14 protein-coding genes and 2 tRNA genes are annotated in these 14735 nt (G+C 39.7%); all 16 read right to left on the reverse strand.

Annotation, left to right across the window (positions count from 1 at the left end; genetic code table 11):
* Positions 1-2 precede the first annotated feature (2 nt).
* On the reverse strand, positions 3-1079 hold the full coding sequence (locus ACZ48W_RS02540; RefSeq protein ID WP_464829577.1) for a glycosyltransferase: 1077 nt from the start codon (positions 1077-1079) through the stop codon (positions 3-5).
* Complete coding sequence (locus ACZ48W_RS02545; RefSeq protein ID WP_464829579.1) at positions 1076-1621, reverse strand: acyltransferase; 546 nt, start codon at positions 1619-1621, stop codon at positions 1076-1078. The genes ACZ48W_RS02540 and ACZ48W_RS02545 overlap by 4 nt, the downstream gene beginning before the upstream one ends.
* The gene (gene asnB, locus ACZ48W_RS02550) at positions 1618-3525 is read right to left on the reverse strand and encodes an asparagine synthase (glutamine-hydrolyzing) (protein WP_464829581.1); all 1908 of its coding nucleotides are present in this window, start codon (positions 3523-3525) and stop codon (positions 1618-1620) included. Before asnB ends, ACZ48W_RS02545 begins: the two co-directional genes overlap by 4 nt.
* A complete protein-coding gene (locus ACZ48W_RS02555) occupies positions 3526-4602 on the reverse strand; it encodes a glycosyltransferase family 4 protein (RefSeq protein ID WP_464829583.1) in 1077 nt (358 codons plus the stop codon). It abuts the gene before it with no gap.
* Positions 4599-5924, reverse strand: a complete 1326-nt coding sequence (gene murJ, locus ACZ48W_RS02560; RefSeq protein WP_464829585.1) for a murein biosynthesis integral membrane protein MurJ — start codon at positions 5922-5924, stop codon at positions 4599-4601. Before murJ ends, ACZ48W_RS02555 begins: the two co-directional genes overlap by 4 nt.
* 7 nt (positions 5925-5931) lie before the next feature.
* Positions 5932-6978 carry an SDR family oxidoreductase gene (locus ACZ48W_RS02565; protein ID WP_464829589.1) on the reverse strand — a complete coding sequence of 349 codons (1047 nt, stop codon included), beginning with the start codon at positions 6976-6978 and terminating at the stop codon, positions 5932-5934.
* Positions 6978-8255 (reverse strand): nucleotide sugar dehydrogenase, encoded by a 1278-nt coding sequence (locus ACZ48W_RS02570; RefSeq protein WP_464829591.1) that lies wholly within the window; start codon positions 8253-8255, stop codon positions 6978-6980. Before ACZ48W_RS02570 ends, ACZ48W_RS02565 begins: the two co-directional genes overlap by 1 nt.
* 34 nt (positions 8256-8289) lie before the next feature.
* The gene (gene wecB, locus ACZ48W_RS02575; RefSeq protein WP_464830460.1) at positions 8290-9459 is read right to left on the reverse strand and encodes a non-hydrolyzing UDP-N-acetylglucosamine 2-epimerase; all 1170 of its coding nucleotides are present in this window, start codon (positions 9457-9459) and stop codon (positions 8290-8292) included.
* A gap of 313 nt (positions 9460-9772) precedes the next feature.
* Complete coding sequence (locus ACZ48W_RS02580) at positions 9773-10222, reverse strand: peptidoglycan-binding domain-containing protein (protein WP_464829593.1); 450 nt, start codon at positions 10220-10222, stop codon at positions 9773-9775.
* 356 nt (positions 10223-10578) lie between these two features.
* Positions 10579-11112, reverse strand: a complete 534-nt coding sequence (locus tag ACZ48W_RS02585; protein ID WP_464829595.1) for a hypothetical protein — start codon at positions 11110-11112, stop codon at positions 10579-10581.
* Complete coding sequence (locus tag ACZ48W_RS02590; protein WP_464829597.1) at positions 11109-11438, reverse strand: winged helix-turn-helix domain-containing protein; 330 nt, start codon at positions 11436-11438, stop codon at positions 11109-11111. Before ACZ48W_RS02590 ends, ACZ48W_RS02585 begins: the two co-directional genes overlap by 4 nt.
* A gap of 222 nt (positions 11439-11660) precedes the next feature.
* Positions 11661-12443 (reverse strand): peptidoglycan-binding domain-containing protein, encoded by a 783-nt coding sequence (locus tag ACZ48W_RS02595; protein WP_464829599.1) that lies wholly within the window; start codon positions 12441-12443, stop codon positions 11661-11663.
* A gap of 376 nt (positions 12444-12819) precedes the next feature.
* On the reverse strand, positions 12820-13242 hold the full coding sequence (locus ACZ48W_RS02600) for a hypothetical protein (RefSeq protein ID WP_464829601.1): 423 nt from the start codon (positions 13240-13242) through the stop codon (positions 12820-12822).
* A gap of 234 nt (positions 13243-13476) precedes the next feature.
* A tRNA-Asn gene (locus tag ACZ48W_RS02605) sits at positions 13477-13551 on the reverse strand.
* Between the two features lie 27 nt (positions 13552-13578).
* A tRNA-Asn gene (locus ACZ48W_RS02610) sits at positions 13579-13653 on the reverse strand.
* A 57-nt stretch (positions 13654-13710) separates the two neighbouring features.
* Positions 13711-14667: a radical SAM protein gene (locus ACZ48W_RS02615; protein ID WP_464829603.1), complete on the reverse strand. Its 957-nt coding sequence runs from the start codon at positions 14665-14667 to the stop codon at positions 13711-13713.
* Positions 14668-14735: the final 68 nt, after the last annotated feature.

Consider the following 14735-nt stretch of genomic DNA (forward strand, 5'->3'; position numbering starts at 1 on the left):
AATTATTGTAAAATAGTTTGATATATTTTAACTATTTTTTCTACTGTATATTTTTGTTTAGTATTAATTTTAATTTCTTCTTTGCTCCAGTTATAGAAAGTTCCTTCTTTGATTTTTTTAGCTAATTTACTTGCATTTATATTTGTAACTAAAAAACCATTCACACCATTTTCAATAATCTCAACAATCCCCCCTGGGCATTTTAATGCAACGACAGGTGTACCACAAGCATTGGCTTCGAGTACTACGTTAGGGAAGCCTTCATGCCATGAACTAAGCACTAACATGTCTGCTTGTTTCATGTATTTGTATGGATTTGCCTCAAAGCCATGAAAAGTGATCTGCTCTTCAACTGCCAACTCTTTTGCCAACTTTTTTAGAGATGCTTCTTCTAAGCCTTCTCCCAATATAGTTAAATGGTATTCCCCATCCTGTAAAAGACTCACAGCTTTTATGAGACTGTCATACCCTTTTATTTTATGAAGTTTACCAACTGCCAATAAGTTTATTTTACTACTATCAAAAACTTGTTCTTGTACCTCTGCCATTTTCTCTATTTTTTCTATATCTACAGGATTATTAATAACAACCGTTTTTTCTTTTTTGATGTTGAAGTTATCTACAAGATCTCTTTGCATATAGTATGACTGACAGATGATGGTATCAAAACGGTTGTAAATCGTTTTGTAAAGAAATGAAGTGATTGTTGGGTATTTTTGTATTTCTAAACTTTTGCTTACTATGCTTGTTTCTCTAGCAATGAACTTGATGTGTTTACTTAAAAATGGATGTACTAAAGCTATCATCAAACTCAAGTACCCCAATGTTGAAAAGACAATATCTGGTTTTTCTTTTTTTATGAGTTTGAACAATTTTAGTAAGGCATACCTTGCTTTGGATGCTTTAAGATCAACAATTTCAACACTGTTAGGAATGTCTTCTAAGTATTTACCTTCCGCTTTTAAAAGAACCAACTTTATTTGGTACTTCGTCTTGTCTAAGTGGCTTACTAGTATAGAAACAACTCTTTCAGCTCCACCGCCTCTCATGGAGGGTACTATAAAAAGTATTTTTTTCATTTTTCACCTTTACTAAATGAAGGGTAATGTTTATCTACCCAGGATTTCACATATTGTTTCTTTTCCTCAGAAGGTAATTTTTTGGTATTAATAAAGTTTGCTTCATTTTTTAGTTTATATTCATCTATTGTACATATGTATTTTACTGGCACACCTGCATACACACTATTGCTTTTTAGCATACCCTTGACAATACTTCCAGCACCCACAATCACATTGTCACCTATCACCGTACCCGGTAGTATAGTTGTACCAAAACCTATAAAAACATTATTACCTATGACAATAGGAGAAAAACAGTCTATATCATGTAAATCAGAGTACATATTTTGAAGAACATTAACAGAACCATCATGTGTTACAAACTGTACATGAGAAGAAGAATAAAAGTTATCTCCTATTTTTATGAGGTATGGTTCAGCGCCAAAGTCACAATATCTACCTATTTTATGGTTGCACCCAATTTCTAACCCCATTAATTTAGCTTTTTTTAATGGGTGTAGTAAAGTATAAAAAATCTTAATCAGTATATTTTTTGTCATCGTTCCATCCATCGCTCATACCACATTTCAAACATTAAAATCCACCAAAGTCTCTGAATATTGGCAGAATCTCCTAATAGGCATATGTCCCTTAATTTAATGATTTCGTCAACTACGAAAATATTTTCTCTTTCTAATCTTTCTCTATTGAGATACTTCATAAAGTAGTCTCTAAGTTCATCTCTAAACCACTCCGTAATAGGTATAGCAAAACCCATTTTAGGGCGATCCATCATCTCTTTTGGCAAGTATCTATGAGTGATCTGCTTAAGCATCCATTTTTTATCGCCATTTTTATATTTTAGTTCTGAAGGGAGTTGTGCTACAAACTCAACAATGCGATGATCTAACAAAGGCTCTCTTCCCTCCAAGCTCACACTCATGGTCGCTCTATCAACCTTTGTCAGTATATCATCTTGCATATAAGTTTGGTAGTCGATGGCAAGCATTTTATTGATGGCATCATTGTTACTTGAAAGCTGTGCATTGTTTTTAAAGTTAGTAGTTAAGGATGTGTAGTTCCCTTTTAACAGTCGCTTTAATTCATTGTTTGTAAAGTGTTGGCTGGTAAACTCCATCGCAGAAACTGTACTATTTGCTTTTAAAATATTTTTGATTTTTTCATAACGTGTTGCATAGTTATAGGTTTTATTAAAAAGAGGAATATATTTGGGATTAACGATGTCCATCATATTTGAGATCAAGGGTAGTACGATGCTTGGAATCTTACTGAAAAAGTTATAGTACCTGAGTGCCGTATCATACTTACCATACCCAGCGAAAATTTCATCACCTCCATCTGCACTTAAGGAAACAGTTACTTTTTCTCGGGCTAACTTGCTAACTAACGCAGTTGGTATGGCTGAACTGTCACCAAAGGGTTCATCGTACATTTCACACAGTTTTGGGATGATCTCCAAGGCATCTTTTTGGGTACAGTAGTACTCGGTATGATTGGTGCCTAGGTGTTTTGCGACCTGTTTTGCATAAGGAGACTCGTCAAAGCCTTTTTCGTGAAAACCTATGGTAAAAGTGTTTAACTTTTCTTCTCTGCCATCTTGCAGAAGTGCCGTGACGATGGAACTGTCATAGCCACCACTCAAAAAAACACCGACGGGAACATCGGCAACCATTCTGTACTCAAAGGCAGACTTAAGTAAGGTCTCCATTTTTTCTATGGCTTCCTCTTCGCTCATGTCTAGTTTAGGTTTGTTGTAAAAGTCTATGACATCCCAATACTTTATAATGTTGAATGTGGAACTTTGAATATCGAATTCTAAGTAATGACCAGATTGCAGTTTATGTGTATGTTCAAAAATGGTATAGGGTTGTAAAATGTAACCATACTGCAAGTAGAGTGCCAAGGCATCTTTGTTAATGCTTTTTTGAAAGTCTGCATGTTCATGAAAACTTTTGAGTTCACTTGAAAACATAAAGAGACCATCTTTCCAATACCAATAAAGCGGTTTTACCCCAGCTCTGTCACGAATGAGAATTAACTTTTGCTTAGACTTATCATAAATGGAAATGGCAAACATACCATTAAACCTATCTACCGCTTTTATGCCCCATTGGTGATATGCCTTTAAAATGACTTCAGTGTCAGAGTCTGACTCAAAACTGTAACCTAAGGGCTCCAACTCTTCTCTGATCTCTTTAAAGTTATAGACTTCTCCATTGTAGGCGATCTCATACTGTTCAAACACCATAGGCTGATGCCCATGTGTCGAGAGATCTAAGATGGAAAGCCGTCTATGGCCTAAGGCTATGTGCTGTTTTTCTTCATCGTAAAAAGAGTAGCCACTATCGTCAGGTCCACGGTGATGCAGTACATCGGTCATCTTTTTTAGTTTTTCTTTTGAAGATCGCTTGTTGTAATCTATAAATCCCACTATGCCACACATCTATTTTTCCTTATTTACTATATGGTTGATTATCTCGAACCATTCATCTGATATTTTATCAACATTTAATTTTTGTTCAATTTTTTTTGCATTTTCAGCATATAATTCTCTACTTTCCGCATTGTCCATAAGTATCTGCATCGCATTTGTCAAAGCCTTTACATTTTCTATTTCAACCAGTAGACCATTTTTCTGATTGTCTATAATATCTCTTGGACCTGTTAAACAGTCAAAGGCAATAGGGGCACATCCATAAGCCATCGCTTCTACAAGAACATTTGGAAAACCTTCAAGCCTAGATGACAAAACAAAAATAGAAGCTCGTTTGTAAAACGCTTCGACATCTTTAGTATTTCCTGGCATAGTGATGAGACTTTTTAAATCATAATTGTCGATTTGTTGCTGCAATGCCTCTCGTAAACTACCTTCTCCAACTATAATGAGCTTCCATCCTCTCTTTTCCTTAATATTTGCAAAAGCATCAATAAGCAGGTCAAACCCTTTTACTTTTGTTAATCTTCCCACAGCCAAAATAATTTTTTCTTCTGCTATGTCGTGATGTTGATGTGTTATTTTTAAAGGATTATAGATGACATGGCAGTTGTTATGAAAACTGTATCTCTTTTGGTCATAGTTTGACTGTACTACTAAGGCATCTGAAAGTGGGTAAACAACTCTACGTAATAGTCTCCAAACCTTAGATTGTAAAAAATTATAGTTTGTCCGTTCAGAAATCAAAATAGGTTTATGTGATAGTTTTGCTGCTATGGTTGATAAGATATTGGCTGTTGTCATAAAACTGATAATCATATCTGGGTTTTCTTTTTTAAAAATGTTGAGTAATGTTTTTATTCTGAAAAAATTATCTGACAATACATTTTTGCTATTTATGGAGTCATTGTCTATACCGAGTGGCAAATGCCTTATCTTGGAATCTAAAGAATAATAGGGTTCTCTATTGAGAAAGGTGGCTATAACAACTTCATTATTTTCCTCTGACCATTGATTGGCTAAGGTACTTAATACTCGTTCTGCTCCACCTGATCCTAAGGAATATATAACCATTAATATTTTCATACTGAAACCCTCTTGAATTGACGCATCACTACTAAATGATTTAACACAGCTGCCCATATATAGACAAACAAGGTTGCATAGGCTATGCCAAGTGTTCCAAATGATGTCACAAGGTAGTAATCTAAAATTAAATTAAATCCAAAACTAACCATATTGATATAAAACATCTCTCTATTGAGTTCAAAAGAGTTCATCATCCTTGCAGATATAATAGAAGTTGCAATAAATGGTAACTTAAGAAAAAAAGCTGTCTGTATGGGGTAGACCATCATTAATGAGTCGTAGTCAAATGCACCTCTTACAAATACTATATTAGTAAGTTCTTTTGAGAAAAAAGACAAGATAAGTACTACCAATATGCTACCAGAAAAAATGAGTTTTAAGGTTTTCATATAAAGTATTTTATTATCTTCATATCGTGATAAAGAGATATTTTCAGCAAAACTAGAAAACAGAATCGTTCCTAACACCATAACAACAAGACCATCGATTAACGCTGGAAGTTTTTGTGCATAACTAAGTGACGACACTGCTCCTTCTCCTGCAAGGGTTGCGAAAGATTGATCGGTTAAGCCTATCAGGCCTATAAAGAGTCCACTTCCAAGTAAAACTGAATAGTTTTTCATGATACGTCGGTAATTGTCTTTTAATTTAGTATACTCAACACCTTTAAAAGAGACAAAGGAAACAGACTTCAACCAAGAAAACAACAACTGAAGTATGGCACCTATTATCACAGCGTATGCAATGACAACAACTCCACTATCATGTTTGAAAAACAAAAATACCATAATAGAGGCAGGGATCAATGAAGGGACTATTCCTGAGTAAAAGAACTTCTTTTCCGCTTTTAAAATAATAAGAAAAAAGACACTCAAAAATGCAAATAATATATAGATGAAAAATATATTTAAATAACTTGTAGCTTCTTTGATATCTTGGAGTGAAAATCCAGGAGCGATAAAGTTAATGATATGAGAGCCAAATAAAGCAATAACCACATATACAATTAACAAAAACAGTAAAAATAGACTAAAGACTGAAAAGAGATAAGTGTTCTTTTGTGTTACGCTGATGGCTTTAGATTTTAGATAATTTGGTAATACCGTTGCTTCCATCCCACCTGACAAAATGCCTAAAAAAGTGCCTGCAAGTGTAAATGAAAAAATTAAAATATCAAGTTGATGCGAAGTTCCAAAATAATTGGCAATCATCATCTCCTTGAAAAACCCCAAACCTTTTCCTAAAAATGTTGCGAGGGCTAAGAGAAGAAAGTTTTTTAGAAATTGTCCTTTTAGTTTTGTACGGATTTTATTGATCATTTAAAAACTATTTATTACCTATACTCTCAATATACCACTCAATTGCCTCTTTCATCCCCCGATAAATATCGTGCGTAGGCTCATAGCCGACCATTCGCTTCGCTTTAGAGATGTCTGCGTTGGAGTGGCGGATATCGCCGGGGCGGAAATCCCTGTAAATTGGTTGTTGGTTGATAGTTGATAGTTGATAGTGCTCAGCCGCCTTATTGAGCTGATCTTTGATCAGGTTATAGAGTTCATTGAGGGTGTTTCTGCCACCTACTGCTACGTTGAAGGCTTCACCAAAGGCTTCCGGGTTGTCTGTGGTTCCTGCGAGGAGGTTCATCTGGATGACATTGTCGATGTAGGTGAAGTCACGGCTTGTTTCACCGTCACCGTTGATGTAAACATCTTCATCACTCAACAGAGAACCCACCCATTTAGGAATTACGGCAGCATAAGCACCGTTAGGGTCTTGTCTACGTCCAAATACATTAAAATAACGCAGTCCAAGTGTTTCCATACCGTATGTCTTTTGAAAAACACCTGCATAGAGTTCATTGGTCATTTTCATAGCTGCATAAGGAGAAAGTAAATTACCTGTACGTTCTTCAACTTTGGGAAGCTCTTTGGAGTCACCATACACAGAACTCGAACTTGCATAAACAAAACGTTTAATGCCCGCATCTTTGGCAGCAGTCAGCATGTTCAGAAAACCAGTAATATTGGAACGGTTGGAAGTCACCGGGTCATCAATGGAACGGGGAACAGAACCAAGAGCCGCCTGATGCAACACAATGTCCACACCCTCACACGCTTTAGCACAGGTATCGAAATCTGCGATATCACCTTCGATGAACGTAAAGTTCTTTGCAGCCTCTTCACTAACCTGGGAGAGAACATCGTCGATATTGTACTGATAGCCTGTAGAGAAGTTGTCCAACCCAATAACTTTTTGATTACATGAAAGCAGAAACTCCATTAAGTTCGAACCGATAAAACCAGCATTACCTGTAACCAACCAAGTTTTTTGATCCTTCTTGAGTTCTTCTCTCAACTGTTCTAATTTGTTCATTAAAGCTTCCCATCACTTTCTTTTAGTTTTGACTTGATGTCATAAATAACAGTCTCATTTCCATTTTTAAGTTTCTCAATATCAAGATCATCAAATTTATCGTGAGAAACAGCAAGCACAACGGCATCGTATTGAGTTGATTGTGGATCATTGATAGTTGATAACAGGTTGAGTCCATACTCTCTTTCAACCTCTTCCGGATTGGCCCATGGGTCATAAACACTTACATCCGTTCCAAACTCCTGAAGTTCACGAATAACATCGATTACCCTTGAATTTCTGATATCCGGACAGTTTTCTTTGAAAGTAATACCAAGCACCAACACTTTTGCACCGGCAATCTTGTGTTCTTTTTGGATCATGAGCTTAAGTACCTGATTTGCAACATACATACCCATATTGTCATTGAGCCTACGTCCGGCAAGGATGATCTCCGGATTATACCCAACTTCTTGTGCTTTATGCGTCAGGTAGTACGGGTCAACCCCGATGCAGTGACCACCGACCAAGCCTGGCCTGAACGGCAGGAAGTTCCACTTCGTACCTGCTGCTTGAAGTACTGCTTCTGTATCAATACCCAGTTTATTGAAGATGATCGCCAGTTCATTTACAAAGGCAATGTTGATGTCACGCTGAGAGTTTTCAATAACCTTTGCGGCTTCTGCCACTTTAATAGTTGGAGCCATGTGTGTTCCAGCCGTAATAACACTTGCATAAAGATCATCAACTTTTTTACCGATCTCAGGAGTAGAACCAGCAGTGACTTTAAGGATCTTCGTTACGGTATGCTCTTTGTCTCCCGGATTGATACGTTCAGGAGAATAACCACAATAAAAGTCTTCATTAAATTTTAAGCCGGAGAACTTTTCAAGGACAGGTACACAGTCCTCTTCTGTTGCTCCCGGATAGACTGTGGATTCGTAGATGACAATGTCATCCTTTTTCAACACTTTTCCAATGGACTCACTGGCTTTGAGCAGTGGGGTTAAATCAGGGCGTTTATGTTCATCGATAGGGGTTGGAACCGTAACAATATATACATTGCAATCTGCGATCTCATCCAAGACATTGGTAAACTTAATACCATTGGTCAGTGCTTCTTTAACCTGCTCTTCAGAAAGTTCCAACGTGCGATCAAGCCCAGCATTAAGTTCATCGATACGCCATTGGGCGATATCGAATCCTACGAGCTCATATTTTTCTGAAAAAGCATGCGCCAATGGCAAACCTACGTAACCTAGACCGATAACTGCTATTTTTAAATTCGTTTTACTCATTTATGATTTTCCTGTGAAGTTTTAATTATATTTGTTAACAAGGTAATGCGTTCCATCCCTCATCTTGACCGTTCGCAAAAAACGCAATGATCTTTTCGCAGGCATCCCCGTTGCCGTACGGATTGTGTGCTTTTGACATTTTATCATATTCATCACGGTTATCCAGCAGCTTCTGTGCCTCATTTATGATCAATTCCGGATCGGTGCCTACCAGTTTCACCGTACCCGCTTCCAACGCTTCGGGACGCTCCGTTGTATTGCGCATGACAAGGACCGGTTTCCCCAGAGAAGGAGCCTCCTCCTGGACACCGCCGCTGTCTGTGATGATGAAGTAAGACCTCTCCATCAGATAGACGAACTGCTCATACTGCAGAGGTTCAATGAGATGGATGTTATGCAGACCTGAAAGCAGTTTTCTGACCGGCCCCTGTACATTGGGGTTCAAATGGACAGGATACACAATATCAATATCCGGATTGTTCAATGCAAGCTCTTTTAACGCGCTGCAGATATCAATAAACCCCTGGCCGTGGTTCTCTCTGCGGTGGCCTGTGACCAGAATGATCTTCTGATCCCTGTCATCCTTGAGTTGACAGTTATTGGCTGCCAGCTGATCGATGATCTGCCGTTCAAGCTTCGGATCGCCTTTGATCTTTTCCAGAGCCAGGAAGAGCGCATCAATGACCGTGTTGCCTGTAACAGCGATGCAGGACTCCTTGACATTCTCTTTGATGAGATTTGCCTTGCTTGTCTCCGTCGGTGCAAAATGGTAGGCAGTGATCTGTGTCGTGAGCTGACGGTTCGCCTCTTCCGGCCACGGCGAGTAGACATTGCCTGTTCTCAGTCCGGCTTCGACATGTGCGACCTTGATCTGCTGATAAAAGGCTGCCAGAGAAGTGGCGAAAGTCGTAGAGGTATCACCATGTGCAAACACCACATCCGGCTTGAAGTCCGTAAGTACAGACTTCATCTGAAGCAGGACGGCTGAAGTCACCGTATAGAGATCCTGTCCCGGTTTCATGATATTGAGGTCATAGTCGGGTATGATCCCAAAAAGGTCCAGCATTTCACGGTGCTGTGCCGTAACACATACTTTTGTCTGAAATACCTCTGCATGGTCCAGAAAGGCTTTCACCAAAGGTGCCATTTTAATGGCTTCAGGACGGGTACCAAAAACAATCAGAACTTTTTTGCGCTTCAGCATACAGTACTTCTCTCTGTAAAAATAGAATGTACCGCTTCTGTTTGGCTGTGATCTTCTGTTTTCATCCATTCCCCCCGACTTGAAGTTAAACATTAAAAAATAATATAAAGATTATATCGAAAAGAGTTTAGGATTTAGGGTTTGATAGAGAGGTAGGCAATAAAAGATCCTGTAGGGGCGGACCCCATGTCCGCCCGGGAGCAGAATGACAATTCAAGATCCGTATTTCGATCATGCATCCTGAAATAACAATTTGCATCCTGTATTTCTTAGTGAAACCGCGGGAGCACACGGGGTGCTCCCCTACGATATTTTACTGCATTGCAGCACTGTTGCTGCTTTCCTGTGTATTCTGCGGTGCAGCTTCGAGTTTCAGTACCGGAGCCGGCATTGTCTGTTTCGTACCCATACCTTTAAGGGTCATGATCGTATCTTCAATGTTCTTGTCGTTCATCTTTTTTGCAGAACTGACAAGCTGATACTCTTCCTCGAAATCCAGTGACGAACCGTAGGAGAGACCTTTGGCAGCTTTATATTCGGCGATCGCACTGCGGGTACCGCGCCCTACCACACCGTCTATTTTGGAAAAGTAGAAACCGTGTATCTTCAATGCCGTCTGGATCTTTCTTCCTTTTGTACGTCTGTCCGTACCTCTGGCGATCAGGTTTCTGTCAAATTCGAACAGGGTCCCCAGAAAGATCAGTGCATCCCTCGCCTCAGGCTTGAGCGAAGCACTGTTCCCGATCTCATATGCCATATTCATCTGTTTGATAGCGGAACGCGTCTCAAAAGAGTTTACCTCACCATCGATCCTGCCGCGGTAGAAGCCCAGATCCAGGGGTCAGGTGATAATGACAACTCAAAACCGCAGTGATCTCTTTGACTATATTAGGAAAGATACTGTTGATCATTGATAAATATGACATGAAAATCCCTCCCCCGAAAAATTGAAGATATTATAGCGAAAAAGTGCTGTTAGGAGTTAGGAATAAGAGGGCAGGAATAAGGAGTTTATGAAACTTTGGCTAATTGAGTTTATAGAGGGGGTTTATATTCTTTTTTTCGTACTTATCCGGATCGATGTAAACCAGAGAAACTTACATTTTTTATAATGCTACTTTACGTTTCAATCCTTTGTTTAAAAATAGTAAACTTATCCATCTCCATCTCTTGTTCCGACCACTTTTCAATAGATAAAAGATCAAAACTGTTTTGTTCTGCTACCCACACAGCCTGTTCCAAACTCTGAGGGTCATCCCAATGATAATAGGCAGCCAATCTATCTTTAATGCAATCCGTCGGGGTCAACAACTTGAGTATCCCCGTCTCTTCTTCCTGTATTGCTATGTCGTGCACAGGAGCATCGCCTACACCAAGTGGACCCCGTGGGAACTCTATGAAATATTCTGTCTCATCATGCACAAAATAACGGTTATACTCTGCAAAACCCATATCAAACATCACTTTTTTAATCAGTGTATGCCCTCCGTTGAATCTGTCGATCAGGTCAATATCATCGGATGTATATTTTCCCTGTGAATATATCTGTACACATGAACCGCCAGAAAGAACTGTCTCTATACCTTCCTCTTCCAATTTACTGCACACATAGGCAGCCAACTCCTCCATACTCATCTCTGCAATGGACTTCATAGTGGTTTCCCTGCCCTTCTGGGCCGTTTGCGCCCCATAGTAAGTCGCTCAATTTCATCGGGACTGTAATACTCTCTTGCTTTCTCCAGTAATGCTTTTAATTCACTCAGGAATGCATACCGCGGATTAAACACAAAGAGTCTTGTTCTCCCTACATTTTTACTTGCCAACACACCACCCAATTCTAACTTCTCCAACTGTTTTTGGATGGGATCCAGACTTGTACCATAGAAGTCTGCTATCTCTTTGGCATACCCTTCCCCTTTTGCAAGGATGAATTGCAATACACGTTCTCTGTTCTTTGATCCAAATAGTACTTCCAACATTTCAACTCCACTAACCTACTAGTTAGGTTTTATTACCTATATTATAGGTAATATTGGATTTTTTGTCAACAGAGTGAGACTTACCATAAAAACAGGCTCAAGCAAGAATGTTGAATGATGCACCCCAAGGGCATTTCCTGACGGGGCAATGTTTAATTTTTAATTGTCGTTATTATGCTCTTCGATCTGGTCTACCGCGAGGAAATACTGCTCTGCGATATTTTACTGCATTGCAGCACTGTTGCTGCTCTCCTGTGTATTCTGCGGTGCAGCTTCGAGTTTCAGTACCGGTGCAGGCATTGTCTGTTTCGTACCCATACCTTTAAGGGTCATGATCGTATCTTCAATGTTCTTGTCGTTCATCTTTTTTGCAGAACTGACAAGCTGATACTCTTCCTTGAAATCCAGTGACGAACCGTAGGAAAGACCTTTGGCAGCTTTATATTCGGCGATCGCACTGCGGGTACCGCGCCCTACCACACCGTCGATTTTGGAAAAGTAGAAACCGTGTATCTTCAATGCCGTCTGGATCTTTCTTCCTTTTGTACGTCTGTCCGTACCTCTGGCGATCAGGTTCCTGTCAAATTCGAACAGGGTCCCCAGAAAGATCAGGGCATCCCTTGCCTCAGGTTTGAGCGAAGCACTGTTCCCGATCTCATATGCCATATTCATCTGTTTGATAGCGGAACGCGTCTCAAAAGAGTTTACCTCACCATCGATCCTGCCGCGGTAGAAGCCCAGACTCGTAAGTGCTCTCTGGATCTTCATTTCAGGTGTATTTCTGGGAGCTGCATAGCTTTTCTTTTTGGATGACGATCTGTAATGCTGCTTTGCAGGAGCCTGTCTGTTGGAACGGTTACTGTTGTATACCTCATTGGTGATCACGGAACCGACCGCACCGCCGACCAGTCCGCCGACCACTGCATCTCCGAAATCCGCATAGGCAACATTCCCTATGAGCAACGACCCCATTACCAAACCTGCAATTTTTCTTCCTTTTGTCATAACTACCTTCCTTCTTTAAAATATCACATAATATTTATGTTGTTTTAATTTTAGGATAATAAAGCTTAAGAGGACCATTTTTGGCAGGATTTGTTTATTGTTGCGGGATTTGAATTGCCATTCCGTTCCCGGGCAGACACGGGGGTCCGCCCCTACAGGGGGGGGAATATGTGTCAAATCCTGGAAATATGCAATCTTGACTTTGAACATCATATTTGATATAATCGTCAGTGTAAAGAGCATGGCAGGCTGTCCATAAAGTTAAATTGATATTTGGTTTTATTGACAGCCTTCTAGCTTGTCGTGAAGAGGGAGTGCAAACAAGCCCGAGCGGAGAACCTAAGTGGTGGTTCCATGTTGTTTGTCCCTCTTCCATCTACTTACTGCTAAAAAATGTAAAAATCAAATCATTCGGATTCTCTTGAGTTAGGACAACCGTATATTTCTCACCATTTTCTTTTGTCTGAATAAAATTCACCCTGCCCTTTTTCCTGGATGGTACAGTAATGTTATTCTTGATCACATATCCCATATTCAAAATATCTTTAGCTGTGATCTCACCGTCACAACCTTCACAAAAATGTCGTAAAAGTATATGCATAAAGCCAAAGTTCTCATTCCCTACTCTTATGGTGACCTTATAATCATTGATCATAAAAGTGGTACTTTTTTTTGATTGCATTACAAAATCGTACATTGCCTGCTGATGTGGCTTAAACTCCCACTTATTGGCTTTTTTTATTTTGATCTCTTTAAAATCTTTTTGTAGTTTTTGTAATCTTTTATAATAAATACTCACGCAAATGTTACCTTGTAATATATAATCCTGTCAGGATTATATCCAACTAACTTTATTTCTTATATTGGAAAGATACAGATTGTTATCCGCTTTCCCGGGCGGACACGGGGGTCCGCCCCTACGGGAGGGTTTTGTATTGCGTATTGATTATTGGCTGTTTTATAATGGTGATTACGGGATTTGAATGTTCTTTGAAAATATATGGAATATATGGGGAAAAAGGGAATAAAAAAGTGGCTCCGGCACCAGGATTCGAACCTGGGACCAAATGATTAACAGTCATCTACTCTACCGCTGAGCTATGCCGGAATGGTTAAAAAGTATTACAAATTGAAGTGGCTCCGGCACCAGGATTCGAACCTGGGACCAAATGATTAACAGTCATCTACTCTACCGCTGAGCTATGCCGGAACATTTAAATTTGTGAATGGGATTATAGAGGAAAACACCTTTAAAGTCAAGATGTTTTCAGGCTTTTTTGTAAAATACTACACCATTTGTCTCAACTGTCTTTATTTTCCCCTCTTTTAGAAGTGTATGAAACCTTTTTTGACTCTCCTCATCAAATAAAGCTTCTATATCTTCCAGCGTCAGCGGACGTTTATGCAGTGTTTCAAGGATCTCTTCTTCACTGTATCCGGACGGTGAGATATCTGCTTTTTTACGTGAGGCGATATAGACAGGCAGAGAGGGGTCGAAAAGATGGCTGATCTGCAGCAGCTCTTCATAACTGACAGGTTTCACATCGAATGCGGGCGGCCGGTCTATGGTGCCTATGTCTATGCGTGCGGGCTGCAGTTCCAAAAGAAAGGCATTGAGTTCGGAGATCTCTTCTGGGGAATCGTTCAGCGTCTTGACGATAAGGATCTCTATGACCAGAGGCCCCCTGTATCTGCTTTTGAATTCCAGCATCCCCGCCTTGATCTTTTCCACATCGATACCGCTGTGGGAGCGGTCCAGCTTTTTGAGACATTTCTGTGTGGCACAGTCCAGAGAGAGTTTCACTTCATCCAGTTTCAGCAGTGCCTCTTGCACTTTAGTTTCATCTATAGTTGCAGCATTGGAGAGGATGAGTGTTTTGGTATTACCCTTGATCTTGTTTATTTCATCTATAAGTTCATTTAAATACGGATAGAGTGTGGGTTCTCCATTGGCTGTAATGGTAAGAAAATCAATATCTTCATACTCCTGCAGCCCCTTTTTGATCGCATCAATGATCTCTTTTACACTGAGTACTTCATCCTGCTTACCCATAGTTTTAGCAGGATCAAGCTCACAGTAGAGACAGTCGAAATTACACTGCTTTTTACCCGGACTGAGATCCACCCCGAGGGATTTACCGAATCTTCTGGAATAGACAGGACCAAAGATCACCGGAGGTGAGGGTTCAGCGTTAAGCGTTAAGCGTTCAGAATTATTTGGCATAACTTCTCTTTAAGGCAGAAGAGTGATGGTGATAGTCGTGAGTGATAGTGAAAGTGGTTGGTGATAGT

Source organism: Sulfurovum aggregans, assembly GCF_055385215.1.